A 26,581-nucleotide genomic window follows, 5' to 3' on the forward strand; every position below is an offset into this window, starting at 1 on the left:
CGTTCGGGGCGGTTGCCCGAATGCTGAACGGCAATCCGGCGCGATCAGCCTTCGGATCCAAGCTCGTGATACAGGCCCTGGGCCTCGGCCGCGGGGCCGCGCCGCTGGCCAAGCGCGGTGACCTCCAGCGCACGGACCTGGCCGAAGGCGGAAACGACCACCCGGTCGCCGGGCCGGACCAGCTTGCCGGGCTTGTTGCAGGACTGGCCGTTCACCCGCACGCCCCCGGCCTCGATCCGTTCGCAAGCGATCGCGCGGGACTTGAAGACCCGCGCGAAGAACAGCCACTTGTCCAGACGCAGCCCGCTAGAAAGTTCGGGCGGGCTGTCGGTCACTTCTTGTCCTTCAACGCCGCCAGGATCGCGAAGGGGCTGTCGGGATCGGCCTTCTTTTCCGGGCGGGACGAGAAGGTCGCAGGCTTGTTGTGCTGCGGCTTGCCGCCCTTCTTGAAGTTGTCCTTGCCGCGCGGCTTGCCCCCATCGCCATGGTTGCGGTCCTCGCGGCGCTCGCGGTTGGGACGCCCGCCTTCGGGCCGGTCCTGACGGTCGCCATGGGCCGGGCGTTCGCCCCGGTCCTGCCGGTCGGCGCGGGGTTCGCGCGGGCCGTCCTGCGCCCCGTCGCGGCGCGGCCCGCCACGGCGGCCCTGCCCTTCACCCTGCGGGCGGCGGTTCGGACGGGGCTTCGGCGCCCAGCGGAAGGTATAGAAGACCTCCATCTCGGGCGCGGCTTCCTCGACCGGCTCGCCTGCGGCCTCGGCCTCGGCGCGGCGCTTTTCGGCCTGCTCGGCCTCCCAGCGGGCGCGGGTCTCGGCGGCAAGGACGCTTTCTTCTTCGGTCATCGGGGCGTCGGATGCCTCGCCTTCGGGCGCGGGCACCATGACCGGCGCCTCAACCGCCTTGACCTTGGCCCGCTCGCCCTTCTCGGCGGCATAGCCCAGGCCTTCCATCAGGCGAGAGAACTGTTCCAGCGTCATGCCGGTGATCGACAGCATGTCGGGGTTCGCCTCGAAACCGCCGCGCGTGTCCTGGGTGCGCAGCAGGTCGGCCAGCCGTTCCAGCATGTCGATGCGGATCGCGCGTTCACCCGCCGGGCGGTATCCCGACAGGGTGTAGTGCTGTTCCGGCACGTCGGCGATATGCGGGATCGTGACCAGGCCCGGGGGCGGGCTTTCGGGGAAAGTGTCCAGCCCTTCGGCCAGCGACCACAGGACCAGCCGCAGCCGGGTCGGCGCGGGCTTCAGCAGCGCGGGCATGAAGATGGTGAACTGGCCGAAGCGGACGCCATGCTTGCGCAGCGCGCCGCGCGCGTCCTGGTCCAGTTCCTTGACCTCGTTCGCGATGCCTTCGCGCGGCAGGACGCCAAGCGCCTCGACCAGGCGGAAGGCGAAGCCGCGCGCAAGCCCTGTCAGCGCCTCGTCCTTTTGCAGGGTCAGCAGGGGCTCGAACAGGGCCGCGACCTTGCGGTCGATGAAGTGCTGCAACCGGCGCTTGACCTTTTCGGCGATCTCGGGCCCGGCTTCCTCGTCCACGAAGACCTCGACGCCGGGATGCAGGGCGTCCGATCCGCGCACCAGCTTGCCGATGGCGGCATTGCCCCACATCAGCCCGCCCTGTTCGGTATAGTCCAGTTCCGTGTCGGGGGCGTTGTAAAAGCGGTCGGCGCGCAGGTGGAACTCGGGGCGCAGCGCCTCGTAGCTGGCGCGGTTCAGCATCCGGGCCTCGTCCGCCGATCCGGTCTGGTCGGGGCGGAACCGGAAACCTTCCAGACGGCCGGCGAATTCGCCCTCGACCGTCACTTCGCCCTTGTCGTTCACTTCGGCCACAAGGCTCTCCTTCTGCTTGAGCCGGCGCAGCAGCACCGAGGTGCGCCGGTCCACAAATCGTTGGGTCAGCGCCGCGTGCAACGCGTCTGACAAGCGGTCTTCTACCGCGCGCGTCTCGCCGCGCCAATGGCTTTCGTCCTGAACCCAGCCGGATCTCTGCGCGACATAGGTCCAGGTGCGGATATAGGCCAGCCGTTTCGAGATCGCGTCGATGTCGCCATGCGTCAGGTCGATGCGCTTTATGGCATTGCCCAGCCAGTCCGAGGGGATCGCCCCATCCTGCAGGAACCCGAAGATTCGCGCCAGCAGCGTTGTGTGTTCGGCGGGCGAGATGCCGCGGAAGTCGGGCACGCGGCAGACATCCCACAGCAGCTTGACATCCTGCCCGCTCCGCACCCGGTCGCGGATTTCCGGGATCTCGCGCAGCGTCTTCAACGCCTGAACGTCGTCGGCGTCCCGTCCCCGGCCCAGCAGCGCGTGGCCCGAGGGCGCCTCAAGGCTTTCGACCAGCCGGTCCATGGTGCCGAATTGCAGATCCGAATTGCGCCAGGTCAGCCGCTGGATCGGGGCGAAACGGTGATTCTCGATGGCGTCGATCAGGCCTTCGTCCAGGATCTCGGCCTCGCCCGTCACGCCGAAGGTGCCGGATTCGGTGTGCCGTCCGGCGCGGCCCGCGATCTGGCCCATCTCGTGCGGAAACAGCGGACGGACGCGGCGGCCGTCGAACTTGTGGGTGGCGCTGAACGCGACATGGCGGATGTCGAGGTTCAGGCCCATGCCGATGGCGTCGGTGGCGACCAGGTAATCCACCTCGCCCGCCTGGTACATGGCGACCTGGGCGTTGCGCGTGCGGGGCGACAGCGCGCCCATGACCACCGCGCAGCCGCCCTTCTGGCGCCGGATCAGCTCGGCCATGGCGTAAACGTCATCGACGGAAAAGCCCACGATGGCGGATCGCGCGGGCATCCGCGACAGCTTCTTCGACCCCGACCAGGACAGTTGCGACAGCCGGTCGCGGCGCTGGAACTGCACGCCCGGGATCAGGGACGCGATGGCCGGGCGCATGGTGTCGCTGCCCAGGAACAGCGTTTCGTGCAGGCCCCGCATCTTCAGCAGGCGGTCGGTGAAGACATGGCCGCGTTCCGGATCGGCGCAAAGCTGGATTTCGTCGATGGCCACGAAATCGGCGGCGATGTCGGGCATGGCCTCGGTCGTGGCGACCCAGTATTGCACGCGGTCGGGGACGATCCGTTCCTCTCCGGTGACAAGGGCCACGACGGACGGGCCGCGCGCCTTGACGATGCGGTCATAAACCTCTCGCGCCAGCAGGCGCAGCGGCAGGCCGATCACGCCGGTGCGGTGCGCCAGCATCCGCTCAATGGCGTAATGCGTTTTCCCGGTATTGGTCGGGCCAAGGATGGCCGTCACCCGGCCGCGTTCATGGATTGTCATGGGCTAGATATCGGTGCCGCCTTGCTGCCGTTCCAGACGTGCGACGCCATCAATCGCCTCTTGCTGGTGGGGATGGATCGCCAGGCTTTCGCGATAGGCCTGAAGCGCGCGTTCGGTTTCGCCCGTTTCCTCCAGCATGACGCCCAACTGGGTCAGGGCGGGAAAGAAGCGGGGTTCAAGCTGCAGGGTGCGCGCCAGATCCTGGAAGGCGGGGCCGAACTGCCCGGCGCTGGCATAGGCGGCGGCGCGGGCATGGAAGCCCGCCGGAAAGTCGGGCGCGTGATCGGTCAGCGCAGTCAGGTGGCCGATGGCGGCGGGGATGTCGCCCTTATCCAGGGCGTCCTCGCCCCGTTGCAGCAGCAGGTCCAGCGCGGGCGATCCCGATTTCGACCATTCGCGCAGGATGTCCGATTCGGCGATGCGCCAGGCTTCGCCCTGGGGTTCGGCCAGGCGGCGGAACAGCGCGTCCATGTCGGGGCTGTTTTGCGCACCCGCCACGGTTGCCAGGGCCACAACCGGGAGAATAAGGAAAAACGTAACTATTCGGTGGCGGATTGCCGCAACGACATTATGGATAATGTGGCGGACCAGACGCATATCTTGGATCTTAACCAGCCCGCTGGACGGGCGCCAGTCCCATCGGAAGGGGAAGACCTGAAATGAGCAATGTTGTGAACGCCGCCGTCGAGAAGCTGAACGAGAAGATCGGCAGCTTCGGATCGACCGCGAAGTTCGTGATCGAAAACGAAGGCGCGATCATGATCGACGAGAACGGCGTTCGCGCGGGCGACGAGGAGGCCGAGGTGACGCTGTTCGCCAGCCGCGAGACGTTCGAGGGCATCCTGAACGGCAGCGTCAACCCTGCCACCGCCTTCATGATGGGCAAGCTGAAGATCGACGGGTCGATGGGCGTCGCCATGCAGCTGGGCCAGGCGCTGTCCTGATCCCCATGCAGGCGCAGGCGGCCCCCTTCAGGCAGCTGCCGGGCGATCCCTCCCGCCCGGCGCAGGCGTTCTGGGTGCAGGCCGACGATGGCGTAAGGCTGCGGCTGGCCCATTGGGCTGCCACAGCAGGCAGCCGGGGCAGCATCCTGCTGTTCCCCGGCCGCACCGAATATGTCGAGAAATATGCCGGGGTCGCGCAGTCGCTGACCGCCTCGGGGTATGATGTGCTGGCGATCGACTGGCGCGGCCAGGGGCTGTCGGACCGCCTGCTGCCTGACGCGCGGCTTGGCCATGTCGGGCAGTTTGCCGACTATCAGCGCGACGTGGCCCAGGTCGTCAGGGCGGCAACCGCCATGGACCTGCCACGGCCCTGGCATCTGCTGGCCCATTCGATGGGTGGCTGCATCGGGCTGGCGGCGCTGCATCAGGGATTGCCGGTCGCGTCGGCTGCCTTTTCCGCGCCGATGTGGGGGATCAACCTGCGGCAGATGCCGCATGGGGTGGCGGTGGGCATGGCCTATCTGGCAGGCCGCCTGGGCCGGGGGGCGCGGCCCGCGCCGGGCAGCGGCGGCGCCCTGGGCACCTATGTCCTGGACGAAAGCTTCAGCGCCAACCTGCTGACAACCGACGCCGACGCTTGGTGCCGCATGCTGCGCGAGGCCGCCGCCTGGCCCGACCTGACGCTGGGCGGGGCCAGCTTCGACTGGGTGGGCAAGGCGCTGAACGAATGCCTGCGCCTGTCGCGGCTGGAATCGCCCGACATTCCCGCCTTGGTCAGCCTGGGCGGCCAGGAAAAGGTGGTCTCGGCCACCGCGATCCGCGACCGGGTGGCCCGCTGGCCCCGCGCCACCCTGCTGGAGATCCCCGAGGTCCGGCACGAGATCATGATGTGCGCCCCCGGCCATCGCGCCGCCTTCCTGTCGGCGGCGCTGGCCCTGTTCGGGGGTGCTGCGGGGCGCTAGGCCCTTCCGGTGGGCAGCGCCCGGGGGATGTGCATCGGCTCGATCTTCTCGGCCGCCGCAGCGCCCGCAAGGCGCAGGCGCACGCGCTTGATGCGGCGCGGGTCGGCATCGACTACCTCGAATTCCGCGCCCGAGGCATGGGGGATCACCTCGCCCTGCGCGGGCAGGTGGCCCGCCAGCATGAAGATCAGCCCGCCCAGGGTGTCGATGTCCTCGTCCTGTTCGGGATCGGCCAAGGCCAGCCCCGTCTCGGCCTCGACATCCGTCAGCGGCGCGCGGGCCTGGATCAGCCATTGGCCGGGCTTTTCCAGCACCCACAGGCTGCCCTCGGCCTCGTCGTGCTCGTCCTCGATCTCGCCGATGACCTGCTCGATCAGATCCTCGATGGTGACAAGGCCGTCCACGCCGCCATATTCGTCGATCACCAGCGCCATGTGGATGCGCTTTTGCTGCATCTGCTGCAACAGGACGCCGATGGACATGGACGGGGGCACATACAGCAGCGGCCGCAGCATGGGCCGAAGCTGGAATTCCCCGGTCGCGCCAAAGCCGTGCTTCAACGCCAGATCCTTGAGGTGGATCATGCCCAGCGGGCTGTCCAGCGTTTCCTCGTAAACCGGCAGGCGGGAAAAGCCGTGTTCGCGGAACAGGGCAACCAGGTCGTCAAGGCTGCTGGTGTCCGGCGCGGCGATCATCTCGGCCTTGGGAACGGCCACGTCGTCCACGCGCATCCGCCGCAGGTTGACCATGCCGGGCACGACCTGGGCGGGTCTTTCGTCGGCCTCGTCCGCGTCATCGTCCGCGCCGGTCAGGGCATCGAAGAAGCGCCCCAGGAAACCGCGCGAACTGGGAAGATCCCGCCCTTCCCCTCCGGTGCCGTCCGCTTCCGAGGCGGCGTCGGCACCAAGGGGCTGGCTGGGTAATCGAGACTCGGAGTTCATCAGACCTTCTCTTGATAAGGATCGGGGATATTGAGCCGCGCCAGGATCGAACGCTCGGCGGCTTCCATGGTTTCCGCATCGGCGTCGTTCATGTGGTCATAGCCCAGCAGGTGCAGGGTGGCGTGGACCAGCAGATGCGTGACGTGGTGGGCGACGGGCTTGCCCTGCGCCTCGGCCTCGGCCAGGCAGGTCTCATAGGCGATGGCAATGTCGCCCAGTTCGTCCTCGTCCGGCAGGTCGGGCACGGCGCCGGGTTCGTGCGGCACATGCTCGACCGAGGGCCAGGACAGCACGTTGGTGGCGCGCGGCTTGCCCCGGAAGTCGGCGTTCAGGGCCGCGATGCGGGCATCGTCGCAGCCCATGACCACGACCTCGCCACCGACGCCGTGCCATTGCAGCGCGGCGGACACGGCGCGTTCGGCCAGGGCCTCAAGCCCCAGCGTCTCCCATCGGTCATCCTCGATGACGCAATCGGTGGATATGTCGTCAGGCATCGCCTCGCATCGCCCGGCGGGGGACGTATTGCCCGCGCGGCTCCTCTGATTCGCCGCGCGCCAGGGCCGCGGCATCCTCGGCGTCATACGCCGTGATGATGCGCGCGACAAGCGGGTGGCGCACGACATCCTTGGCGGTGAAATAGCTGAAGCTGATCCCCTTGACCCCGTCCAGGATGCGTTCGGCGTCCACAAGGCCCGACAGCATCCCGCGCGGCAGGTCGATCTGGGTGCGGTCGCCGGTGATGACCATGCGCGAGCCTTCGCCCAGGCGGGTCAGGAACATCTTCATCTGCATCGAGGTGGCGTTCTGCGCCTCGTCCAGCACCACGAAGGCGTTGGAGAGCGTCCGGCCGCGCATGAAGGCCAGGGGCGCGATCTCGATGCGCTTTTCCTCCATCAGCTTCTGCATCTGCTTGGCGGGCAGGAAATCGTTCAGCGCGTCGTAAAGCGGCTGCATGTAGGGATCGACCTTTTCCTTCATGTCGCCGGGAAGAAAGCCCAGCCGTTCCCCGGCCTCGACCGCGGGGCGGGACAGGATGATCTTGTCCACATGCCCGCCGATCAGCATGGTGACGCCGACCGCGACGGCCAGATAGGTCTTGCCGGTGCCCGCAGGCCCGATGCCGAAGGCCAGTTCGTGCTGGAACAGCGAGCGGACATAGGCCTTTTGCGCGTCGGTGCGGGGTTCGACCGACTTCTTGCGGGTCCGCAACTCGTAATCGCCCGCCGCGAACATCTCGATCTGCTCGGCGGGGGTCGTGGGGACGGTGTCGTCCACGCCCATGCGCAACGCGGCCTCGACCTCGGCCAGGGAAACGGGGCGGCCCTGTTCCAGCCGCGCGTAAAGGCCGCGCAGCAGCAGGGCGGCCTCGGCCTGCGCCTCGGGGGTGCCGACCACGGCCAGCTGGTTGCCGCGTCGCAGGATATGGACGCCCAACGCTTCCTCGATCCGCGCAAGGTGCCGGTCATTGGCCCCGCACAGGTCGATCAGCAGCCGGTTGTCGGGAAATTCCAGCAGGGTTTCGGTCGAAGGGGTCGCGACGGGGGGCGTAGGCGTAAGGCCCAAATCTCTCTCCTGCAAAGGGGTCTTGTCCTAATGGTGGCGATCCGGGGGGATTCGCACAAGGTCATAGTGGCAAGGTGTTGCCCAGAAACCCCGCCAGGGGCGCCGCGTGATCCATCCGTGAAACCGGACCGTCCCAGGCGATGCGCCCGTCCTGCAGCAGCGCCACCCGGTCGCCGATGGTGCGGACCGAGGCCATGTCATGCGTGATGGTGATGGCCGTCGCGCCCGTTTCCGTCACGATCCCCCGGATCAGGCCGTTGATGCGCCGCGCCCGGATCGGATCCAGCCCGGTCGTGGGTTCGTCGAAAAAGATCACCGCCGGATCGTCGGCGATGGCGCGCGCAAGGCCGGCGCGCTTGGCCATGCCGCCCGACAGCTCGGCCGGCATCAGGTCGGCCGTTTCCGGTCCAAGACCCACGCGGGCCAGCTTTTCGATGGCGATGGCGCGGGCCTGCCGGTCCGGCATCCGCTGGCGCAGGCGGAAGGCCACGTTCTGCCAGACGGTCAGGCTGTCGAACAGCGCCGCACCCTGGAACAGCATCCCGAAACGGGCCAGGAAGGCCGGGCGGGTGGCCGCGTCCAGCGGCTTGCCCTGCCACAGGATCTGCCCGGCGTCAGGCGCGGTCAGGCCCAGGATGCATTTCAGCAGCACCGACTTGCCGGTCCCCGACTGGCCGATGACGCACAGGCTCTCGCCCTGCCCCACGGCCAGATCGACGCCCGCCAGAACGGGCTTGGCCCCGAAGGATTTGTGCAGCCCCGCGATCTGGATCATTCGAAGAACAGCCCCGTCAGCACGAAATTCGCGGCCAGGATCCCCACGGCGGCGGCGACCACGGCGGATTTCGTGGCCCGGCCCACGCCTGCCGCGCCCCGGTCGGACCGCAACCCGAACCAGCAGCCGCAGACCGCGACGATCAGCCCGAAGACCGCGCCCTTCAGCAGGCCCGACACCACGTCCCAGCGTTCCAGATAGGCGGCCGAGTTCGCCAGGTAGGCCACCGAGTTGAAGCCCAGCGACTGCGTGCCGACCAGCCAGCCGCCCGCGATCCCGATGATGTCGCCCACGCCGACCAGCAGGGGCACGGTCAGCATCGCGGCCCAGAGGCGCGGCGTGACCAGCCAGCGCATCGGATCGGTGGACAGCGTCACAAGCGCGTCGATCTGCTCCGTCACCTTCATGGTGCCGATCTCGGCGGCGATGGAGCTTGCCACGCGCGCGGCCACCATCAGCCCGCCCAGGACGGGGCCAAGTTCGCGCACCATGCCGATGGCGACGATGGCGGGAACCACGTCGCTGGCCTGGAAGCGCGCGCCGCCCGAATGGATCTGCAAGGCCAGCGCCGCGCCGGTGAACAGCGCGGTCAGGCCCACGACCGGCAGGGACAGCCAGCCGATCTGGACCAGTTGCGCCCCGAAGGCGCGGGCATAAAAGGGCCGCAGGCGGAACAGCCCGCGCGCCACGAACAGCGTCACGGCGCCGATGCCGCGCGTCAGAGACAGCGCGGCGCGGCCGGTCAGCCGGACTGGCTTCACCGATACGTCCGGTCGTAGCGATGGCCGAGAGAGGTCAGGATTTCATATCCGATGGTCCCTGCAAACTCCGCCACCCGGTCAACGGGTTGCTCGGGACAGATCAGGTCCAGTTCCGCAGGCACATCGGCAAGCCCCGTCACATCCGCCGTGATCAGGTCCATGGACACGCGGCCCACGACGGGACAGGCCGTTCCCGCCGCATAAAGGCTGATCCCCGAGGAGGAGATCGAGCGCAAAATCCCGTCGGCATAGCCCGCCGCGACCGTGGCGATGCGGCGCGGCGCATCCGCCGTCCAGGTCGCGCTGTAGCCCACGAACTCGCCCGGCTGGACGGTCCGCGTCTGGATCACCGGCAGCGACAGGCGCGCGACCGGCTGCCCATCCGCAAAGGGCAGCGCGCCGTAAAGGCCGATGCCCGGGCGGACCAGGTCGAAGTGATAGTCCGGCCCCAGCAGGATGCCCCCGGTCGCGGACAACGACCGTGGCACGTTGCAATCCTCGGTCATGGCGCGGAAGGCGGACAGTTGCGCGGCATTGGCCGGGTGGTCCGGTTCGTCCGCGCAGGCCAGGTGTGACATGATGAAATCGGGTTTTGCGGCCAGAACCTCGGCGCGGATGGCGGACCATTCGCCGGGTTCGATTCCCAGGCGGTTCATGCCGGTGTCCAGCTGGACCGCAAAGGGCTTGCCGGGGCGCATGGCGCGGTCGCGGAAGAACTGTTCCGGGCTGTTCAGGACGGGGACGAGGCCCGCCAGATCCGCGCCCTCCATATGGCCGGACAGGATGTTGATGCGGGCGTCATCGGGCAGATGCGGGCGCAGCGCGCGACCCTCGCTTGCCAGCGCCACGAAGAAATCCCGCGCCCCGGCCTGATACAGCGCGGGGGCGACCTTCGCGGCGCCCAGGCCATAGGCATCGGCCTTGACCACGGCGGCGGCGCGGGCGCCGGGCGCCCTGGCGGCAAGCGCGGTCCAGTTGGCGACAATGGCTTGCAGGTCGATATGCAGGGTCATGGCGGGCCGTCCTGTGATGGTCGGACTTCTTCAAGCAGAAATCGCGCGGCCCTGCCAGCCCGGATCACACGAACTGTTCGCGCAGCAGCCGTTCCTCCAGCCCGTGGCCGTTGTCGAACAGCAGGCGGTGGCGCACGTCCTGCGCGCTGCGGATCTGGACGCGCACCACATGACGGACCGACCGGGAATCGGCATCGGCCATGACCGGGCGGCGCTCGGGGGTCAGAACCTCGATTTCCACCTGCGCGCCCTTGGGCAGCAGCGCGCCGCGCCAGCGGCGGGGGCGGAAGGGGGCGATGGCTGTCAGGGCCAGAACCTCGGAATTGATGGGCAGGATCGGACCATGCGCGGAATAGTTATAGGCCGTGGATCCAGCGGGCGTGGCGATCAGCGCGCCGTCGCAGACCAGTTCGGCCATGCGCATCCTGCCGTCCACATGAATGCGCAGCTTGGCGGCCTGCGGGCCTTCGCGCAGCAGGCTGACCTCGTTGATGGCCAGCGCCTCGTGGATGGACCCATCGGCACGGATGGCCCGCATCCGCAGGGGGTTGATGACGGTCTCCTCGGCCGCGGCCAGGCGTTCGGGCAACCCGCCCTCGGCATAGCCGTTCATCAGGAAGCCCACCGTGCCCCGGTTCATGCCATAGACCGGCAGGTCGCGCCCCGTCAGCGCGTGCAGCGTTTGCAGCATGAAGCCGTCGCCGCCAAGGGCCACCACCACCTCGCAGCCGTCCAGATCCACCGCGCCATAGCGGTCGGTCAGCACCGCCAGCGCCCGTTGCGCCGCCTCGGATTCGCTGGCGGTGAAGTGGATCCGTGTCGTCATGATGCCCTGCCCCTTGCGGCGGGCAGCATCCGACGGCGCACCGGGCATTGCAAGCCCCGCCGCCCGCCGGCGCCCCTTGGTCGCATTTGTGACTTTCCGCATCGTCACCCCTGGGGTATGAGGACGCCGAACCGCCGCCTTGGCCCATTGATAAGGACGCGAGACCATGAACGCCCCCACCCGCGAAACCGGATTCTTCACCGAAACGCTGCAAAACAGCGATCCCGAGATCGCCAAGGCCATCACCCAGGAACTGGGCCGCCAGCGCGACGAGATCGAGCTGATCGCGTCCGAGAACATCGTGTCCAAGGCGGTGCTGGAAGCCCAGGGTTCGGTTCTGACCAACAAATATGCCGAAGGCTATCCGGGCAAGCGTTACTATGGCGGCTGCCAGTATGTCGATGTCGTGGAAACCCTGGCGATCGAACGCGCGAAGAAGCTGTTCGACTGCGACTTCGCCAACGTCCAGCCGAACAGCGGCAGCCAGATGAACCAGGCGGTGTTCCTGGCGCTGCTGCAACCGGGCGACACCTTCATGGGCCTGGACCTGAACTCGGGCGGGCACCTGACGCACGGCTCGCCGGTGAACATGTCGGGCAAGTGGTTCAACGTCGTCAGCTATGGCGTGCGCCAGCAGGACCAGCTTCTGGACATGGAGGAGATCCGCCAGAAGGCCCTGGAGAACAAGCCCAAGCTGATCGTCGCGGGCGGCACGGCATACAGCCGCGTGTGGGACTGGGCGGCCTTCCGCAAGATCGCGGACGAGGTGGGCGCCTACCTGATGGTGGACATGGCCCATATCGCGGGCTTGGTCGCGGGCGGCGTCCACCCCTCGCCCATTCCGCACGCCCATGTCGTGACCACGACGACGCACAAGTCCCTGCGCGGCCCGCGCGGCGGCATGGTGCTGACCAACGACGCCGACATCGCGAAAAAGATCAACAGCGCCGTCTTCCCCGGCCTTCAGGGGGGCCCGCTGATGCACGTGATCGCCGCCAAGGCCGTGGCCTTCGGCGAGGCGCTGCAACCCTCGTTCAAGGCCTATGCCGCGCAGGTCGTCAAGAACGCGCAGGCCATGGCGGATGAACTGATGAAGGGCGGCATCGACATCGTGTCGGGCGGCACCGACAACCACCTGTGCCTGGCCGACCTGCGCCCGAAGGGCGTGACCGGCAAGGCGACCGAGGCCGCCCTGGGCCGCGCCCACATCACCTGCAACAAGAACGGCGTGCCGTTTGACCCGGAAAAGCCCTTCGTCACCTCGGGCATCCGCCTGGGCGCCCCCGCCGGCACCACGCGCGGTTTCGGCGAGGAGGAATTCCGCCAGATCGCCCGCTGGATCGTCGAGGTCGTGGACGGCCTGGCTGCGAATGGCGAGGACGGCAATGCCGCCGTCGAGGCCAAGGTCAAGGCCGAGGTCGCCCAGATGTGCGCGCGCTTCCCGCTTTATTCCGGGATGTGATCCCCTGACCTGAATGCAGCCCCGCCGCGACCGCTCGCGGCGGGGTTTTCTATTCGGCGGCGGCGGGGGCTGCAACCCGCAGCCGCGCCTCGCGCCAGGTGATATAGGTGATGGCGCCGATCATCATCCCGCCGCCCAGGATCACCCATTCGTCCAGCGGCTCGTGGAAGATGAAGATGCCCAGCAGGCTGGCCCAGATCAGTTGCAGGAAGGTCACGGGCTGCGTGACCGTCAGCGGGGCGGCAGTGAAGGCCCGCGTCATGGTGTAATGACCCGCCGTCGCAAAGACCGCGACCAGCCCCAGCCAGCCGATCTGCGCCCATGTCGGCGGCACCCAGACCGCCCAGGCCAGCGGCGCAAGGCCAATGGACACCGTCAGCGACATCATCGCCACGACGATGGCGGCGGGCACCTGCGCGGTGATGCGCTTGGCGATCAGATAGGATGCGCCAAAGCACAGCGAGGCCGCCACCTGCGACAGATGCCCCGGATCCAGATCGCGCAGACCGGGCCGCAGCACGACCAGCGCGCCCATCAGCGCCACGCCCACCGCCGCGATCCGCCGCAGGGCCAGCCGTTCGCCCATGAACAGCGCCGCGCCCACCGTCACGACGATGGGGTTCAGAAAGCCGATGGCCGTGACCTCGGCCACGGGGATGCGCGACATGGCATAGAACCAGGCGATCACCGCCAGCACATGCAGCGCGCCCCGCAGCGTCAGCAACCGCCAGATGTGCGGCGAAAATCCCCTTTGCAGCGCCGGGACCAGCACCGGCCCCAGAAAGACCAGCCCGAAGACAAAGCGGATGAAGGCCGATTGCGGCGCGGGCAGCGCGCCGCCCAGCCAGCGGACGATGCCGTTCACGGCGACAAAGCACAGGCCCGTCGCCAGCATCCAGCCTATGCCCGCCAGGTCGCGGCGCGTTTGCGTGTCGAATTGCATGGCGTGCAGTTGGACCGCTTTGCGCAGGCTGCGCAAGCCTCATTCCGCGATCAGGGCTGCGGCGATGGTCCACATGACGATGCCGATCAGCACCTCCAGCACCTGCCAGGCGCGCGGGCGGGCAAAGACCGGCGCCAGCAGCCGCGCGCCATAGCCAAGCGCGAAGAAGAACAGGAACGACCCCGTCACGGCCCCAAGCCCGAACACCCCCGGCCGGGGCCACTGGGCCGAGATCGCGCCGACCAGCACCACCGTATCCAGCCACACATGCGGGTTCAGCCAGGTCAGCGCCGCGACCACCGCCAGCGTCCGGGGCAGGCTGGCCGCGCCCCCCTCGGGCCGCAGCGCGCCGCCGCCCTGCCAGGCCGCGCGAAAGGACCGCGCGCCATACCAGACCAGGAAGGCGGCGCCCGCCCATCTTAGCCCCACCAGCAGCCATGGCGCCGCCGATCCGATCCGGGCAATGCCGTTGACGCCCAGCAGGATCAGCAGGGCATCGGACAGCGCGCAGAACAGGCAGACCCAGAAGATGTGATGGCGGATCAGCCCTTGCTTCAGCACAAAGGCATTCTGCGCACCGATGGCGACGATCAGGGACAACCCGGTTCCAAGACCGGCGGCATAGGACATCATTGGCAAGCACCTCTCGGCCCGCGCTTTCGCATGAAGCACGGATAAGGTAAAATGAATGATGCTTACCCGGATGAAGCTGCGCTTATGCTGGACTATCCCGCCATCGCCGCCCTGGCCGAGATCATCCGCCACGGCTCTTTCGAGGCCGCGGCGGCGGCCCTGCATGTCACCCCGTCGGCAGTCTCGCAACGGATCCGTTCGCTTGAGGACCGCATGGGCGCGATCCTGATCGACCGCGGCCCGCCCGTCACCGCAACGGAACAGGGCCTGCGCCTGGCCGCGCATCTGGACCAGGTGCGGCTGCTGGAATCCGGCCTGGCGTTGTCGCGGAACCGTCCGGTGCTGCGCCTGGCCGTCAATGCCGACAGCCTGGCAAGCTGGGCCATGCCTGCGCTGGCCGCCGCGCCGGGGCTTCTGGACCTAACCATCGACGACCAGGACCATGCGCTGGACTGGCTGCGGGGCGGCATGGTGGTGGCCGCGCTGACCAGCGACAGCCGCCCCGTCACCGGCTGCGACAGCCTGCGGCTTGGCACGCTGCGCTATCGGGCGGTGGCAAGCCCCGGTTTCGCGACCCGTTACTTTCCAGCCGGCGTAACCGCCGAAACCCTGTCGCTAGCCCCCTCGCTCTGCTTCAACGCCAAGGACGCGCTGCAATCCCGCTGGGTCCGGGCGCTGATCGGCAGGCGCGTCACCCTGCCGATGCACCGCATCCCCACGGCCCATGGCTTTGCGGCGGCTGCGCGCCTTGGCATCGGCTGGGGCATGAACCCCGAACCGATGATCCGCGACGACCTGGACAGGGGCCGCCTCATCGACCTTGCCCCGGACCTACCGCTGGACGTGCCGCTCTACTGGCAGTTCAGCCGCATCACCGCCCTGGCCCTCGCCCCCCTGACCCAGGCCATCGAAAAGGCCGCCAAGGCAGCCCTCCTGCCCTGACGGCCTTTCACTTTGGTCCAAATATCCCGGGGGGAGTCGCCGGACACGGCGACCGGGGGGCTGGCCCCCCGCCACCGTCCCCGACAGGAACCGGCCAGCCTACAGCTGGGCGGCCACCGCGTCGGAAATGTCGAAATTGCCGGTGACGTTCTGCACGTCGTCGTCGTCCTCCAGGGTGTCGATCAGCTTCATCAGCTTCTGCGCCGTTTCCAGGTCCGAAATCTCGGTCGGGGCCTGCGGCTTCCAGATCAGCTTCGCGGTCTCGGATTCGCCCAGGGTCGCCTCCAGCGCGGTTGACACCTCGTTCAGCGCGGTGTCGGCGCAATAGATCCAGTGGCCTTCCTCGTCGGTCTCGACATCGTCCGCGCCCGCCTCGATGGCGGCCAGCATCACGGTGTCGGCGTCGCCGGCCGACAGCGGATACAGGATCTCGCCCACGCGGTCGAACATGAAGCTGACCGATCCGGTCTGGCCCAGGTCGCCGCCGGACTTGGTGAAATAGCTGCGCACGTTGGATGCGGTGCGGTTGCGGTTGTCGGTCATCGCCTCGACCACCAGGGCGATGCCGTTGGGGCCGTAGCCCTCATACCGGATCTCCTCATAGGCCTCGGCATCGCCGCCGACCGCCTTCTTGATGGCGCGGTCGATCACGTCCTTAGGGCAGGAATTCGACTTGGCTTCCTTGACCGCAAGGCGCAGGCGCGGGTTCTTGTCGGGGTCGGGATCGCCCATCTTGGCGGCGACGGTGATTTCCTTTGCCAGCTTGGAAAACAGCTTCGATCGGGCCGCATCCTGACGGCCCTTGCGATGCTGGATATTGGCCCATTTGGAATGGCCTGCCATGGTCGGTCGTCCTTCGCAATTCGTAAGCGGATGGGGCCGCTTTTAGTCCAGCCCGGCGACCCATCGCAAGCCGGGCCGCGCAGAAGAAAGGCGCCCTGTCCGATGGGACGGGCGCCTTTCGGAAAGACCGGCCGGGCGGCTCAGATCGCGGCGGAAACGCCCAGGATGCGGCGGATCTCGCCGTCGCGGGTCAGCCCACGGCGCGCCAGTTCGGCATCGCTGAGGCGGTTCAGACGCTCGATCTCGCGGACCTTGGGGCTGGCTTCGGCGATCAACACCAGAAGCTTGCCGATGGCGATGAACGGCGCCGCCACCATGCCCAGGACGGACAGGCGGGGTTTGTCGAAAGTGATCGTGCTGGCCATCTGGAAACTCCTTTGCACCACAAGGCTGTTTCCCCCCCTTGCCCGCGATATCGGATGGAAGCCTTATCGGAACAACGGCCAATGCTGCATGGCAGCATTGCAAGGGCGTCACAGGGGCCAGAACAGGGGAATGACCAGGCAGGCGACGATCCCGCACAGAATGTCCAGCGGCACGCCCACGCGCACGAAGTCGCTGAACTTGTAGCCGCCAGGGCCATAGACCATCATGTGCGTCTGGTATCCGATCGGCGTGGCGAATGCCACCGTGGCCGAGAACATGACGGCCACCACATAGGCGCGCGGATCGTGGCCCAGCGATTGCGCCAGGGCGATGGCGATGGGCGTCAGCAGCACGGCGACCGCGTTGTTCGACAGGATCTCGGTCATCACCAGGCCCAGGAAATAGATGGCGATCAGCGTGGCAAAGGGCGGCAGGTCGCGCAGGATCGGGGACACGAAATCCACGATCAACTGGACGGTGCCGGTATGTTCCAGCGCCTCGCCCACGGCCAGCATCGCAAAGATCATCGCCATCAGCCGGCCATCGACAAAGGAAAAGGCCTCCTCGGCGTCGATGCAGCGCGTCAGCAGGATCACGGCGGCGGCCAGGAAGGACAGCACCTGGATCGGCGCGACATCCAGCGCGGCCAGCGTCACCACCGACAGCAGGCAGATGATGGCGATGGGCGCGCGTTCCCGCCGGTAAGCCCGGGCCGAGGGGCGCGAGACATCGACCAGCCCCATGTCGGCGGCAAGGCGCGCGATATCCTCGGGCGCGCCTTCCAGCAGAAGCGTGTCGCCCACGCGGACCACCAGGTCGTCCAGTTGCCGCCCCAGGTTCTGGTCGCGCCGATGCGCCGCCAGCACATAGATGCCGTAACGGCGGCGCAGGCGCATGTCGCCCAGTCGGCGCCCGATCAGTTGCGCACCGGGGGAAATCAGCACCTCGACCGTCTCGGTGGCGACGGAACTCAGCTTGTCCACCACCGACAGGTTCTTGTTGCCCAGGAATTCCAGCAGGTCGGCCATTTCCGACCGCAGCACCACGCGGTCGCCGGGTTCCAGCACCACCTCGGCCAGGTTGCGGCGCAGGGACGCGTCGCCGCGCAGCACGTCGATCAGGCGCACGGCCTCGCGCCGGAACAGGCCCACCTCGACCGCCCTTTGGCCGACAAGGCTCGAATCCTCGGGGACCGCCAGTTCCGTGAAATATTTCATTCCGCGCTTGGATCCCAGGAAGCTTGCCAGCGAGGTCCGGTCGGGCAGCAGGTGCTTTCCGAACAGCGCGAAATAGGCCACGCCCGCCAGGCTGATCGCGATCCCTACGGGCGCGATCTCGAAGATGGTGAAGGGTTCCATGCCCTGTTCGCGGGCCACGCCATCGACCAGCAGGTTGGTCGAGGTGCCGATCAGGGTGATCATGCCGCCCAAGATCGTGAAATAACTTAGCGGGATCAGCAGCTTGGACGGAGACATCTTCATCCGGTTGGCAAGCTGGATGCAGATGGGGATCATCACCGCCACCACCGGCGTGTTGTTCATCACGGCCGAGGCCAGGACGACAAAGGCGAACAGCGCGCAGACGGTGAAGGCGGGGTTGGTGACGGCGCGCGCGGTCACGATGCGGGACATGATTTCCAGCGCGCCGGTGCGCAGCAGCCCGCCCATGATCAGGAACATGAAGGCGATGGTCCAGGGCGCGGCGTTCGACAACACGCCCGCCGCATCCTCGGCCGGAAGCAGGCCCAGGACCAGCATGGCGGCGGCGGACCCGATGGCCACGACCTCGGGCGGCTGCTTTTCCCGGATGAACTGGACAAAGGTGATCGCGACGATGACCAGCATCGCGACCGCCGCGTTCGTTCCGGTCAATTCAAATCCAAGCATGAAGCCCCTGTCGAACGGCGCCGGTCACCGGCAGATCGTGGCGGTCATAGAATTCTTTTCCCCGCAACCGCAAGCGAAAGCAGGATCCGTTTCACACGGGATGCGTTTGCGCCAACCGGCCGCCGTCGCGCAGGGGCTCGATCGCGGTGGCGCGGCCCGTGCGGTCGTCGGTGACGACCAGGACGCCGGACAGCGTGGCCTCGCCTTCCGCCGGGGTGAAGCGGTCGCGGGTCATGCCGGTGATGAAGCGGCGCAGGGGTTCGGTCTTTTCCATGCCGATGACGCTGTCGTAATCGCCGCACATCCCGGCGTCCGACTGGAATGCCGTCCCGCGCGGCAGGATCTGGGCGTCGGCCGTGGGCACGTGGGTATGGGTGCCCACAACGGCGCTGGCGCGGCCGTCGCAGAAATGCCCGGCGGCCATCTTCTCGCTGGTGGCCTCGGCATGGAAATCGACAAGCGCGGCCTGGACCATGCCGCCCGGCGGATGGGCGCGCAGCACGGCATCCAGCGCCGAGAACGGGTCGTCATAGGGCCGCGACATGAAGACCTGCCCAAGCGCCTGCGTCACCAGCAGCTTGCGCCCGCGCGCGTCCGCGATGATGGCGCTGCCCCGGCCCGGAGCCTCTTTCGCGAAGTTCAGGGGGCGGATGATGCGCGGCTCCCGCTCGATAAAGGCCAGCATGTCCTTTTGGTCGAAGGCATGGTCGCCCAGGGTCAGGCAGTCCGCGCCTGATTCCAGCAGCAGTTGCGCGTGGCCCGCCGTGCAGCCGCGCCCGCCGCTGGCGTTTTCGGCGTTCACCACCACCAGGTCGGCCTTCAGCCGCGCGCGCAGGGGCGCCAGCCGCTCGGTTATCGCGCGCCGTCCGGCGCGGCCCATCACATCGCCAAGAAAGAGTATCCGCATGACAGGCTGGTTACGCGTGAAGCCGCCGCGCTTCAAGCGCCGTCTCTGGACAGGGCGTCCGGGCGCGGCCATCTTGCCGCCGCAATGGCGGAGGCGGCGATGGATTGGGCAGCGGCGGAATGGACGGCGGGCGAGGTGCGGCTTTGGCCGATGCACGGCGATGCCGAGGGGGCGGCGATCACGGCGCCCGCCGGGGACGATCCGGTGGCCGCGCTGCGGGCGATGCTGGCGCCGGGGGTTGCCATCGACGTGATCGCGGCGGGCTGGCCGGGGACCGCGCCGGTGCGGGTGCCCTGCCCGCCCCCGCCGCCCCTGCCCGCGCTGGCCCTTGATCCGCAGGTCACGCTGCACCGGCTGCCCGGCCTGGTGCAGGACCGTCCGGCGGATCTGATCGGGGCGCAGGCGACCCGCATCGCCGGGCATCTGGCCCGCCATCCCGATTTCGACGGCGTTTTGTGCCTGCCGGGGCCGCAATCCGTCTGGGCGCAGATCAGCGCGGGCGAGGTCGTCAGCTTCCGCAGCTTCCTGACGGGCGAACTGCTGTCGGCGCTGACCGCTTCGGCCGACGAAAGCACCGGATTTGCCGAGGCCGTGCAGGACGCGCTGTCCCGTCCGGCGGGGCTGGCGGCGGAACTGTCATCGGTCCGCGCCCGCCTTGCCCTGGACCGGATCACCCCGTCCGACGCCCATGCGCAGACCGCTGGCCTGCTGATCGGGGCCGAGCTTGCGGGGGCCCGGCCCTGGTGGCTGGGCCAGCCGGTCACGGTCATCGGCCAGGGCTGGCTGGCCGACCGCTATGCCGAAGCCCTGGTCTTGCAGGGGGTCACGCCGGCCATGGCGGACCCGACGCGGGCGCTTCTGGACGGGTTTCGCGCCGCGCGCCGGACGCTCTGACCGGAACCCGCGCCGCGCCTTGCGGTTGGGTTGCCGACCCACGGCAGGAGACACGCGATGACCGACACCACGCCCGACCTGTCCTGCGACGTGGCGATCATCGGGGCGGGGACGGCGGGGCTTGCGGCGGAACGCGCGGCGCGGGCCGCGGGGGCGCGCACCCTTCTGATCGACGACGGCTTTCGCGGGACGCTCTGCGCCAGCGCCGGCTGCATGCCCTCCAAGCTGCTGATCGCGGCGGCGCACGCCCATGCCGGCCTGGACCGCGCGCGGATGATGGGCATCGACATTCCCAAGGCGCGGGTTGATGGCCGCCGCGTGATGGAACGCCTGCGGACCGAACGCGACCGCTTCGTGCAATCGGTGCAGGACAGCTTTCGCGCATTGCCCCCGGGCACCTGCATCGACGCCCGCGCCCGCTTCGTCGCGCGGGACCGTCTGGAACTGGACGACGGGCGGCAGGTCGCGCCGCGGGCGGTGGTGATCGCCACCGGGTCAATGCCCGTGATCCCCAAGCCCTATCGAAACCTGGGACCGCGCATGCTGACCAACGAATCGATCTTCGAGCTTGAGGATCTGCCTGAAAGCCTGGCCGTGATCGGGGCGGGGCCGCTGGGCGCGGAACTGGCGCAGGCCATGGGCCGCCTGGGCGTTCGGGTGGCGATGTTCGACAAGGGCGGCAGGCTGGCCGGGATCCGCTGCGACAGGCTGCATGACGCCTTCCGCGAGATCTACGCCCGGGACGTGACGCTGCATCTGGGCCGCGCGCCCAAGCCCTCGGCCCAGGGAAACGCGATTCGGCTGGCATGGAATGGCGGGGCCGGGGATTTCAGCCATGTGCTTGTCGCAACCGGCCGTGCCCCGGCGCTGGACGGCCTGAACCTGAAGGCCACGGGCCTGGCGCTGGACGACAAGGGCGTGCCGCGTTTCGACCGCGTCACGATGCAATGCGGCGACGCGGCCATCTTCATGGCGGGCGATGCGGATGCCGACGCGCCGGTGCTGCACGAGGCCCGGCTGGACGGCATCATCGCAGGCACCAACGCCGCCCGCTTTCCCGCTGTCGAGGCCACGGACCGACCGCCGCTGTTCACCATCACCTTCACCGACCCGCCCATTGCGGCCATCGGCGCGCCGCCCGACGAATGCGTCTTGGACGCCCATGCCAGCTATGCCGACCAGGGCCGCGCGCGGGTCGAGGGCAAGGCGGCGGGCCTTTATCGCCTTGGAGCGGACGAGACAGGCCGGTTGATCGGCGCGGACTTGGCGGTGCCGGGGGGCGACCACATGGCGCATCTTCTGGCCTGGGCGATCACCAGCGGGGCGAGTGCCTCGGACGTGCTGGACCTGCCCTTCTATCACCCGACGCTGGAGGAGGGGCTGAAACCCGCCTTGCGTGACCTATGCCGCCGGGCGAACCTGGCGCTGCGCGACGACGGCAATCCACCGGGGGCATGATGGCGGAACGATTGATCGACCTTGGCAACGGCTTCTGGAACATTCGCGGCATCCTGCGGATCGGCGGGCTGGTGAATGTGGGAACGCATTGCTCTCTGGTGCGCCTGTTCTCGGGGCGGTTCGTGTTCCTGGATTCCTATGGCTTCGGCCCGGACATCGCCGGGCAGGTCATGGCGCTTACCGACGGGGGCCGCGCGGTCCAGGCGGTGCTGAACCTGCATCCCTTCCACACGATCCATTGCGAAACCATGCACGCCATGTTCCCGCAGGCGCAACTGTTCGGATCGGACCGCCACCGCCGCAAATGGCCGGATCTGCCCTGGCAGTCTGACGCCGTCGAATCGCCCCGGGTCGCCGCGCGCTTCCCGGACCTGCGCTTTTCCCTGCCGGACGGAATCGACTATATCTGCCAGAACGAACGCGTCCATGCCGGATCGCTGCTGGCCTTTCATCCCGCCAGCGGCAGCCTGCATGTGGACGACACGTTGAACGTGCTGCCCCTGCCCGGCCTGCTGCGGCAGGTGCTGCGCCTGCCCCGCGTCAGCTTCCACCCGACCCTGAAACAGGCCCTTCGGGACCGCCCCGGCGCGGCGCAGGATTTCCGCGATTGGGCCCTGCGGATCGCCGAGGACTGGCGCGACACCCGCACGATCTGCGCGGCCCATTCGGACACCCTGGCGATCCAGCCCGGCAGCTTTCCCGGCCATGTCCGCAAGGCCCTGGCCCGCGCGGAACCCGCCCTGAAACGGGCCGAGGCGAAGGGCCGCTAGCCCAACCGCGCGATCAGGGACGAGGTGTCCCAGCGGCCCCCGCCCATCCGCTGCACATCCTTGTAGAACTGATCGACCAGCGCGGTGACGGGCAAGGATGCCCCGACCTCATCGGCGGCGGCCAGGCAGATCGCCAGATCCTTGCGCATCCAGTCCACGGCGAAACCGTGGTCGAACTGACCCGCATCCATCGTCTTGTGGCGGTTGACCATCTGCCAGCTTCCGGCGGCGCCCTGGCTGATGACCTCGACGACCTTCTCGACCTCCAGCCCGGATTTCTTCGCGAAGGCCAGCGATTCGGACAGCGCCTGCACCAGCCCGGCGATGGCGATCTGGTTGCACATCTTGGTGATCTGGCCCGCGCCCACATCGCCCATGCGGCGGCAGATCCGGGCATAGGCGTCGATCACCGGCGCGGCGCGGTCGAAATCCGCCTGCGCGCCCCCGCACATCACCGACAGCTGCCCGTTCTCGGCCCCGGCCTGCCCGCCCGAGACCGGCGCGTCCACATAGCCAAGCCCCGCCGCCTGCGCCGCCTGCGCCAGTTCCCGCGTCACAGCGGCGGAAACGGTGGTGTGATCCACGAAGACCGCGCCCGGCGTCATGCCCGCGAATGCGCCGTCCGGGCCAAGGCAGACGGACCGCAGGTCGTCGTCATTGCCCACGCAGGCCATCACCAGATCGGCATCGGCTGCGGCCTCGCGCGGGGTGGCGGCCCAGGTGCCGCCGTGCCTGGCCGCCCATGCCTCGGCCTTGGCGCGGGTGCGGTTGAACACCGTCACCTGGTGCCCGGCGGCCTGCAGGTGCCCCGCCATCGGCGCGCCCATCACGCCCATTCCCAGAAATGCCAGCTTTGTCACTTGTTCCCCCGATCCGTCATGCGGCGATCTGCCGTGCGTTGAACTGGCCCTGCGCCTCGATTATGCAGCACCCAAACAGCCCGGCGCGCCATGGTCAAGCGCATCGGTACCACAGGACAGGCGGCGGACCGGCCCATGGATCATCTTCCGACATGTTGACCCTTTTCCGCTGGCTTTTGCGGCTGACCATCGGCCTGATCGTGCTGGGGATCGCGGCCGTGATCCTGGCCTGGTATTTCTCGATCCGGTCGCTGCCCGACTACAACGCCACGCTGCAGGTGCAGGGCATTTCCGCCCCGGTCGAGATCGTCCGATCGACCGAGAACGTGCCCCATATTTTCGGCCAGACGGACGAGGACGTGTTCTTCGCCCTGGGCCTGGCCCATGCCCAGGACCGGCTGTTCCAGATGACGCTGCTGCGCCGCGCCGCCCAGGGCCGCCTGTCCGAGGTCTATGGCGCGGGCGCCTTTCCCGCCGACGACCTCGCCCGGCGGCTGGAGCTTTACCGCAATGCCACAGCCTCGCTGGAATCCCAGGACCAGGCGACGCAGGCGGCGCTTCGGGCCTATGCCGACGGGGTGAACCAGTGGATCGAGCAGGTCAACAAGGGCGCGCTTGGCCGGGGCGCGCCCGAGTTCTTCGTCCTGCCGCAGGACATCGCCTATTGGCAGCCCGCCGATTCACTGGCGATCCTGAAGCTGCTGGCCGCCGTGACCAGCAATTCGGCGGCCGAGGAGATCCTGCGCGCCCGCCTGTCGCTGACCTGGCCGGAACGGGGGACCGACCTGCTGGTGGGCGAAGGCAATGCCCCGGCCATCCTGCCGCGCTATGCCGACCTGTTCCCCGGCGCCCGCCTGGCCCCGCCCGAGGCGCGCGAAGGCCCCGCGCCCGACCGGGACGCCACGGATTTCCTGCGCCCGGGCAGCGGGCTTGGCGCCAACGGCTTTGCCGCCGCGGCGGACCGGACGGCGGCGGGCGGGGCGCTGCTGGCCAATGACCAGCAGGCGCCGCTGCTGGCGCCCTCGCTCTACTACCTGGCGCGGTTGCAGCTGACCTCGGGCGGGGTGATCGGGGCGACGATCCCCGGATTGCCGGTGGTGTTCTCCGGCCGCAATCCGCAACTGGCCTGGGGCATCGCCCCGGCGGCGGTGGACGACGCCGACATCGCCATCGAGGAAATCCAGCCCGGCCGGACCGACCGCTATCGCGGCGCGGACGGCTGGACCGAGTTCACCACCCGGCGCGAGGTGATCCGCGTCCTGGACGAACCCAACCGCGCCATCACCCTACGCAGCAGCCGCAACGGCCCGCTTGTGCCGCTGCTGGATCCGGGGCTGGCGGATGTCACGCCCATGGGCCATGTCGCGGCGCTGCGCTGGACCGGGCTGTCGGGCACCGACACCACCCTGTCGGCGCTGATCGGGATGATGCGGGCGACCGACGCGGACAGCGCCGCCACCGCGCTTGGCCGCGTCGTGGCCCCCGCCATGGCCGTGACCCTGGCCGACGGCGACGGCATCCGCCAGGTGACGGTGGGCGCGGTGCCGCAGCGCGCGGCCAACCACCCGACCGGCGGGGCGATGCCCGTCCCCGGCTGGCTGGCCGAGGGGGAATGGCAAGGCGTCGTCCCCCTGTCGCAGGACAGCCCCACCACCGACGGCCTGGCCTTCGCGACCGAGGAGCGCGGCCCCCTTGCCCTGCGGCGCGCCCGCCTGTCGCACCTGCTCAAGGACCGAGAGGTCCATTCCCGCGACAGCTTCATCGCGGCGCAACTGGATGTCGTCAGCCCGGCGGCGCGCGCCCTGCTGCCCCTGGTTGGCGCGGATCTGTGGTTCACGGGCGAACCCGCCGCCCCCGGCACCCCGGAACGCCAGCGCCAGGACGCGCAGAACCTGCTGGCGGAATGGGACGGCGCGATGAGCGAGCACCTGCCCGAGCCGCTGATCTATGCCGCCTGGATGGGCGCGTTGCAGGACCGCCTGATCCGGGACGAGCTTGGCCCCGTGGCCGACGACATCCGCGTGCTGCATCCGGGCTTTGTCGATTCGGTGTTCCGCAACCGGGGCGGCGCGGGCGCCTGGTGCGACATCGTGCAAAGCGCCCCGGTCGAGGATTGTACCACCATCGCCCGCCAGGCGCTGGACCGCGCGATCCTGGACCTGACGCAGCGATACGGGCCGGACGTGACAAGCTGGCGATGGGGCGACGCGCACCAAGCGCGGCACGTGCATCCGGGACTGGGCCGGATCGGCGGGCTTGGCTGGATCGTGAACCTGCCGCAGGCGATCTCGGGCGGGACATTCACCCTGTCCCATACCGCCATGCTGGGCACCGGCCCGAACCCGTTCGAGGCCGAAACCGGCCCCGGCTATCGCGGCGTCTATGACCTGGCCGATCCGGACAGTTCGGTCTTCATCATCTCGACCGGGCAATCGGGCCACCCGCTGTCGCGGCATTACGACGACCTGGCGGGGCTGTGGCGGCGGGGCGAATATATCGGCATGTCGCTGGACCCGCAGCTGGCCCGCGCCGCAGCGACCGGGATCACGACCTTGCAGCCTGCGCCGTAAGGCTTCAGGCGATCCTGCGCCAGCGATGGAACAGGTCCGGCCCGATCCGGCGCGTCTCGGCCAGGGCAAAGCGGGGCGCGTCAGACAGCCGGTCAAGCCGCATCGGCCCGACCGCAGGCAGCCCGTCGCCGCCCAGGGTGACGCCCGCCGTATAGCCAACGATCTGGTCCACAAGCCCCGCCTGCAGCAGCGACGCGGCCAGCATCCCCCCGCCTTCGCAGAAGACCCGGGTGATGCCGCGTTCCGCAAGCTGCGCCAGCGCCTGTTCGGGCGGCGCGTCGATCCGCCACAAGGGCCCGTGCATCGGCCCCTCGGGCGGCAGGTCGGGCAGCGGGCGCGCGGACAGGACCACCCGCACCGGCTGGCGCGGGGTGGTCAGCCCCCGCACGTTCAGCGACGGGCGGTCCGCATGGGCCGTGTTGCCGCCCACCATCACCGCGTCATGGGCCATGCGCATCGCGTGAACATGCAGCCGCGCGGCAGGCCCCGTGATCCACTGGCTTTCCCCGCAGGCCGTGGCGATGCGCCCGTCAAAGCTGGTCGCCAGCTTCAATGTCACGAAAGGACGCCCCCGCTCGACCCGCGACAGGAAACCCGCCTGCATCTCGCGGGCCTCGGCCTCGCGGATGCTCTGGGTCACGGCAAGGCCCGCCTCGCGCAGGATCCGGTGCCCGCGCCCGGCGACGCGGGGATCGGGATCGGTCATGGCCGACACCACGCGCGCGATGCCAGCCGCCACCAGCCCCTCGGCGCAGGGCGGCGTCCGCCCGTGATGGGCGCAGGGTTCCAGCGTGACATAGGCCGTGGCCCCCCGCGCCAGCGTCCCCGCCTGATCCAGGGCCATCCGCTCGGCATGGGGGCGCCCGCCCGGCTGCGTCCAGCCGCGCCCGACGATGCGGGTGCCTTGCACGATCACGCAGCCCACCGCAGGGTTCGGCCAGACATTGCCCAAACCCCGCCGCGCCAGCCGCAGGGCATGGGCCATGTG

At 68.9% G+C, this 26,581-nt stretch carries 26 protein-coding genes; 8 read left to right on the plus strand and 18 right to left on the minus strand.

Features of this window, described 5'->3' with window-relative positions; translation table 11 throughout:
* Positions 1 to 44: 44 nt before the first annotated feature.
* Genes JX613_RS00560 through JX613_RS00570 form a run of 3 tightly spaced genes read right to left on the minus strand, consistent with a single transcriptional unit; the run spans position 45 to position 3,745 of the window.
* Positions 45 to 335 (minus strand): S4 domain-containing protein, encoded by a 291-nt coding sequence (locus JX613_RS00560; protein ID WP_207099504.1) that lies wholly within the window; start codon positions 333 to 335, stop codon positions 45 to 47.
* Entirely contained in the window at positions 332 to 3,268 is a 2,937-nt protein-coding gene (locus JX613_RS00565) for a helicase-related protein (RefSeq protein ID WP_419538801.1), read from the minus strand. The genes JX613_RS00560 and JX613_RS00565 overlap by 4 nt, the downstream gene beginning before the upstream one ends.
* A 9-nt stretch (positions 3,269 to 3,277) precedes the next feature.
* On the minus strand, positions 3,278 to 3,745 hold the full coding sequence (locus tag JX613_RS00570) for a tetratricopeptide repeat protein (RefSeq protein WP_237168261.1): 468 nt from the start codon (positions 3,743 to 3,745) through the stop codon (positions 3,278 to 3,280).
* 188 nt (positions 3,746 to 3,933) lie between these two features.
* Between JX613_RS00570 and JX613_RS00575 the strand changes: the two genes are divergently transcribed.
* Together JX613_RS00575 and JX613_RS00580 are read left to right on the plus strand one after the other, a co-directional pair.
* On the plus strand, positions 3,934 to 4,218 hold the full coding sequence (locus JX613_RS00575) for an SCP2 sterol-binding domain-containing protein (RefSeq protein WP_207099505.1): 285 nt from the start codon (positions 3,934 to 3,936) through the stop codon (positions 4,216 to 4,218).
* 5 nt (positions 4,219 to 4,223) lie between these two features.
* Positions 4,224 to 5,180, plus strand: coding sequence for an alpha/beta fold hydrolase (locus JX613_RS00580; RefSeq protein ID WP_207099506.1), 957 nt, complete (start codon positions 4,224 to 4,226; stop codon positions 5,178 to 5,180).
* Here JX613_RS00580 and JX613_RS00585 read toward each other — a convergent pair.
* The 7 genes from JX613_RS00585 to JX613_RS00615 all read right to left on the minus strand — a co-directional run bounded on the left by JX613_RS00585 (position 5,177) and on the right by JX613_RS00615 (position 11,059).
* Positions 5,177 to 6,121 carry a hemolysin family protein gene (locus JX613_RS00585; protein WP_207099507.1) on the minus strand — a complete coding sequence of 315 codons (945 nt, stop codon included), beginning with the start codon at positions 6,119 to 6,121 and terminating at the stop codon, positions 5,177 to 5,179. The two genes, JX613_RS00580 and JX613_RS00585, sit on opposite strands and share 4 nt — an antisense overlap.
* The gene (gene ybeY / locus JX613_RS00590) at positions 6,121 to 6,615 is read right to left on the minus strand and encodes an rRNA maturation RNase YbeY (RefSeq protein WP_207099508.1); all 495 of its coding nucleotides are present in this window, start codon (positions 6,613 to 6,615) and stop codon (positions 6,121 to 6,123) included. Before ybeY ends, JX613_RS00585 begins: the two co-directional genes overlap by 1 nt.
* Positions 6,608 to 7,684 carry a PhoH family protein gene (locus tag JX613_RS00595; RefSeq protein ID WP_207099509.1) on the minus strand — a complete coding sequence of 359 codons (1,077 nt, stop codon included), beginning with the start codon at positions 7,682 to 7,684 and terminating at the stop codon, positions 6,608 to 6,610. Before JX613_RS00595 ends, ybeY begins: the two co-directional genes overlap by 8 nt.
* Positions 7,685 to 7,745: 61 nt before the next feature.
* A complete protein-coding gene (locus JX613_RS00600) occupies positions 7,746 to 8,459 on the minus strand; it encodes an ABC transporter ATP-binding protein (protein ID WP_207099510.1) in 714 nt (237 codons plus the stop codon).
* A complete protein-coding gene (locus JX613_RS00605) occupies positions 8,456 to 9,220 on the minus strand; it encodes an MlaE family lipid ABC transporter permease subunit (protein WP_207099511.1) in 765 nt (254 codons plus the stop codon). Before JX613_RS00605 ends, JX613_RS00600 begins: the two co-directional genes overlap by 4 nt.
* A complete protein-coding gene (gene alr, locus JX613_RS00610) occupies positions 9,217 to 10,233 on the minus strand; it encodes an alanine racemase (RefSeq protein ID WP_207099512.1) in 1,017 nt (338 codons plus the stop codon). The genes JX613_RS00605 and alr overlap by 4 nt, the downstream gene beginning before the upstream one ends.
* A 64-nt stretch (positions 10,234 to 10,297) precedes the next feature.
* On the minus strand, positions 10,298 to 11,059 hold the full coding sequence (locus JX613_RS00615) for an NAD kinase (RefSeq protein WP_207099513.1): 762 nt from the start codon (positions 11,057 to 11,059) through the stop codon (positions 10,298 to 10,300).
* Between the two features lie 166 nt (positions 11,060 to 11,225).
* On the opposite strand from JX613_RS00615, the gene glyA reads away from it, so the two are divergent.
* Positions 11,226 to 12,521 (plus strand): serine hydroxymethyltransferase, encoded by a 1,296-nt coding sequence (glyA, locus tag JX613_RS00620; RefSeq protein ID WP_207099514.1) that lies wholly within the window; start codon positions 11,226 to 11,228, stop codon positions 12,519 to 12,521.
* Between the two features lie 49 nt (positions 12,522 to 12,570).
* Here the strand turns inward: glyA and JX613_RS00625 are convergent, their stop codons facing one another.
* Both JX613_RS00625 and JX613_RS00630 read right to left on the minus strand, forming a co-directional pair.
* Entirely contained in the window at positions 12,571 to 13,464 is an 894-nt protein-coding gene (locus JX613_RS00625) for a DMT family transporter (RefSeq protein WP_237168262.1), read from the minus strand.
* A 39-nt stretch (positions 13,465 to 13,503) separates the two neighbouring features.
* Positions 13,504 to 14,097, minus strand: a complete 594-nt coding sequence (locus JX613_RS00630) for a LysE/ArgO family amino acid transporter (protein ID WP_207099515.1) — start codon at positions 14,095 to 14,097, stop codon at positions 13,504 to 13,506.
* 84 nt (positions 14,098 to 14,181) lie between these two features.
* Here JX613_RS00630 and JX613_RS00635 point away from each other — a divergent pair, with 84 nt between their 5' ends.
* Positions 14,182 to 15,039: a LysR family transcriptional regulator ArgP gene (locus tag JX613_RS00635; protein WP_207099516.1), complete on the plus strand. Its 858-nt coding sequence runs from the start codon at positions 14,182 to 14,184 to the stop codon at positions 15,037 to 15,039.
* 99 nt (positions 15,040 to 15,138) lie between these two features.
* Here the strand turns inward: JX613_RS00635 and JX613_RS00640 are convergent, their stop codons facing one another.
* From JX613_RS00640 to JX613_RS00655, 4 genes are all read right to left on the minus strand, one after another.
* The gene (locus JX613_RS00640) at positions 15,139 to 15,882 is read right to left on the minus strand and encodes a YebC/PmpR family DNA-binding transcriptional regulator (RefSeq protein WP_207099517.1); all 744 of its coding nucleotides are present in this window, start codon (positions 15,880 to 15,882) and stop codon (positions 15,139 to 15,141) included.
* Positions 15,883 to 16,022: 140 nt separating this feature from the next.
* Positions 16,023 to 16,247 (minus strand): hypothetical protein, encoded by a 225-nt coding sequence (locus JX613_RS00645; RefSeq protein WP_207099518.1) that lies wholly within the window; start codon positions 16,245 to 16,247, stop codon positions 16,023 to 16,025.
* Positions 16,248 to 16,355: 108 nt separating this feature from the next.
* The gene (locus JX613_RS00650; protein WP_207099519.1) at positions 16,356 to 18,134 is read right to left on the minus strand and encodes an SLC13 family permease; all 1,779 of its coding nucleotides are present in this window, start codon (positions 18,132 to 18,134) and stop codon (positions 16,356 to 16,358) included.
* A gap of 91 nt (positions 18,135 to 18,225) precedes the next feature.
* Entirely contained in the window at positions 18,226 to 19,041 is an 816-nt protein-coding gene (locus JX613_RS00655; RefSeq protein WP_207099520.1) for a TIGR00282 family metallophosphoesterase, read from the minus strand.
* Positions 19,042 to 19,140: 99 nt separating this feature from the next.
* Here JX613_RS00655 and JX613_RS00660 point away from each other — a divergent pair, with 99 nt between their 5' ends.
* Genes JX613_RS00660 through JX613_RS00670 form a run of 3 tightly spaced genes read left to right on the plus strand, consistent with a single transcriptional unit; the run spans position 19,141 to position 22,163 of the window.
* On the plus strand, positions 19,141 to 19,935 hold the full coding sequence (locus JX613_RS00660) for a 2-dehydro-3-deoxygalactonokinase (RefSeq protein WP_207099521.1): 795 nt from the start codon (positions 19,141 to 19,143) through the stop codon (positions 19,933 to 19,935).
* 57 nt (positions 19,936 to 19,992) lie between these two features.
* The gene (locus JX613_RS00665; RefSeq protein WP_207099522.1) at positions 19,993 to 21,393 is read left to right on the plus strand and encodes a dihydrolipoyl dehydrogenase; all 1,401 of its coding nucleotides are present in this window, start codon (positions 19,993 to 19,995) and stop codon (positions 21,391 to 21,393) included.
* Positions 21,393 to 22,163 carry a hypothetical protein gene (locus tag JX613_RS00670; RefSeq protein WP_207099523.1) on the plus strand — a complete coding sequence of 257 codons (771 nt, stop codon included), beginning with the start codon at positions 21,393 to 21,395 and terminating at the stop codon, positions 22,161 to 22,163. Before JX613_RS00665 ends, JX613_RS00670 begins: the two co-directional genes overlap by 1 nt.
* Here JX613_RS00670 and JX613_RS00675 read toward each other — a convergent pair.
* Complete coding sequence (locus JX613_RS00675) at positions 22,160 to 23,023, minus strand: NAD(P)-binding domain-containing protein (RefSeq protein WP_207099524.1); 864 nt, start codon at positions 23,021 to 23,023, stop codon at positions 22,160 to 22,162. The two genes, JX613_RS00670 and JX613_RS00675, sit on opposite strands and share 4 nt — an antisense overlap.
* Before the next feature lie 152 nt (positions 23,024 to 23,175).
* Between JX613_RS00675 and JX613_RS00680 the strand changes: the two genes are divergently transcribed.
* On the plus strand, positions 23,176 to 25,593 hold the full coding sequence (locus JX613_RS00680; protein WP_207099525.1) for a penicillin acylase family protein: 2,418 nt from the start codon (positions 23,176 to 23,178) through the stop codon (positions 25,591 to 25,593).
* 4 nt (positions 25,594 to 25,597) lie between these two features.
* Here the strand turns inward: JX613_RS00680 and ribD are convergent, their stop codons facing one another.
* Positions 25,598 to 26,578, minus strand: a complete 981-nt coding sequence (ribD, locus tag JX613_RS00685) for a bifunctional diaminohydroxyphosphoribosylaminopyrimidine deaminase/5-amino-6-(5-phosphoribosylamino)uracil reductase RibD (protein WP_207099845.1) — start codon at positions 26,576 to 26,578, stop codon at positions 25,598 to 25,600.
* Positions 26,579 to 26,581: the final 3 nt, after the last annotated feature.

The sequence above is a fragment of the Paracoccus shandongensis genome, from assembly GCF_017315735.1.
Lineage (GTDB): Bacteria > Pseudomonadota > Alphaproteobacteria > Rhodobacterales > Rhodobacteraceae > Paracoccus > Paracoccus shandongensis.

What these genes read in the sequence shown, in the direction of transcription:
- JX613_RS00570 (WP_237168261.1), bottom strand. Translation starts at nt 3,745, where the DNA reads ATGGACGCGCTGTTCCGCCGCCTGGCCGAACCCCAGGGCGAAGCCTGG.
- JX613_RS00575 (WP_207099505.1), top strand. Translation starts at nt 3,934, where the DNA reads ATGAGCAATGTTGTGAACGCCGCCGTCGAGAAGCTGAACGAGAAGATC.
- JX613_RS00580 (WP_207099506.1), top strand. Translation starts at nt 4,224, where the DNA reads ATGCAGGCGCAGGCGGCCCCCTTCAGGCAGCTGCCGGGCGATCCCTCC.
- JX613_RS00585 (WP_207099507.1), bottom strand. Translation starts at nt 6,121, where the DNA reads ATGAACTCCGAGTCTCGATTACCCAGCCAGCCCCTTGGTGCCGACGCC.
- ybeY (WP_207099508.1), bottom strand. Translation starts at nt 6,615, where the DNA reads ATGCCTGACGACATATCCACCGATTGCGTCATCGAGGATGACCGATGG.
- JX613_RS00600 (WP_207099510.1), bottom strand. Translation starts at nt 8,459, where the DNA reads ATGATCCAGATCGCGGGGCTGCACAAATCCTTCGGGGCCAAGCCCGTT.
- alr (WP_207099512.1), bottom strand. Translation starts at nt 10,233, where the DNA reads ATGACCCTGCATATCGACCTGCAAGCCATTGTCGCCAACTGGACCGCG.
- JX613_RS00615 (WP_207099513.1), bottom strand. Translation starts at nt 11,059, where the DNA reads ATGACGACACGGATCCACTTCACCGCCAGCGAATCCGAGGCGGCGCAA.
- glyA (WP_207099514.1), top strand. Translation starts at nt 11,226, where the DNA reads ATGAACGCCCCCACCCGCGAAACCGGATTCTTCACCGAAACGCTGCAA.
- JX613_RS00625 (WP_237168262.1), bottom strand. Translation starts at nt 13,464, where the DNA reads ATGCAATTCGACACGCAAACGCGCCGCGACCTGGCGGGCATAGGCTGG.
- JX613_RS00630 (WP_207099515.1), bottom strand. Translation starts at nt 14,097, where the DNA reads ATGATGTCCTATGCCGCCGGTCTTGGAACCGGGTTGTCCCTGATCGTC.
- JX613_RS00635 (WP_207099516.1), top strand. Translation starts at nt 14,182, where the DNA reads ATGCTGGACTATCCCGCCATCGCCGCCCTGGCCGAGATCATCCGCCAC.
- JX613_RS00640 (WP_207099517.1), bottom strand. Translation starts at nt 15,882, where the DNA reads ATGGCAGGCCATTCCAAATGGGCCAATATCCAGCATCGCAAGGGCCGT.
- JX613_RS00645 (WP_207099518.1), bottom strand. Translation starts at nt 16,247, where the DNA reads ATGGCCAGCACGATCACTTTCGACAAACCCCGCCTGTCCGTCCTGGGC.
- JX613_RS00650 (WP_207099519.1), bottom strand. Translation starts at nt 18,134, where the DNA reads ATGCTTGGATTTGAATTGACCGGAACGAACGCGGCGGTCGCGATGCTG.
- JX613_RS00655 (WP_207099520.1), bottom strand. Translation starts at nt 19,041, where the DNA reads ATGCGGATACTCTTTCTTGGCGATGTGATGGGCCGCGCCGGACGGCGC.
- JX613_RS00660 (WP_207099521.1), top strand. Translation starts at nt 19,141, where the DNA reads ATGGATTGGGCAGCGGCGGAATGGACGGCGGGCGAGGTGCGGCTTTGG.
- JX613_RS00665 (WP_207099522.1), top strand. Translation starts at nt 19,993, where the DNA reads ATGACCGACACCACGCCCGACCTGTCCTGCGACGTGGCGATCATCGGG.
- JX613_RS00670 (WP_207099523.1), top strand. Translation starts at nt 21,393, where the DNA reads ATGGCGGAACGATTGATCGACCTTGGCAACGGCTTCTGGAACATTCGC.
- JX613_RS00680 (WP_207099525.1), top strand. Translation starts at nt 23,176, where the DNA reads ATGTTGACCCTTTTCCGCTGGCTTTTGCGGCTGACCATCGGCCTGATC.
- ribD (WP_207099845.1), bottom strand. Translation starts at nt 26,578, where the DNA reads ATGGCCCATGCCCTGCGGCTGGCGCGGCGGGGTTTGGGCAATGTCTGG.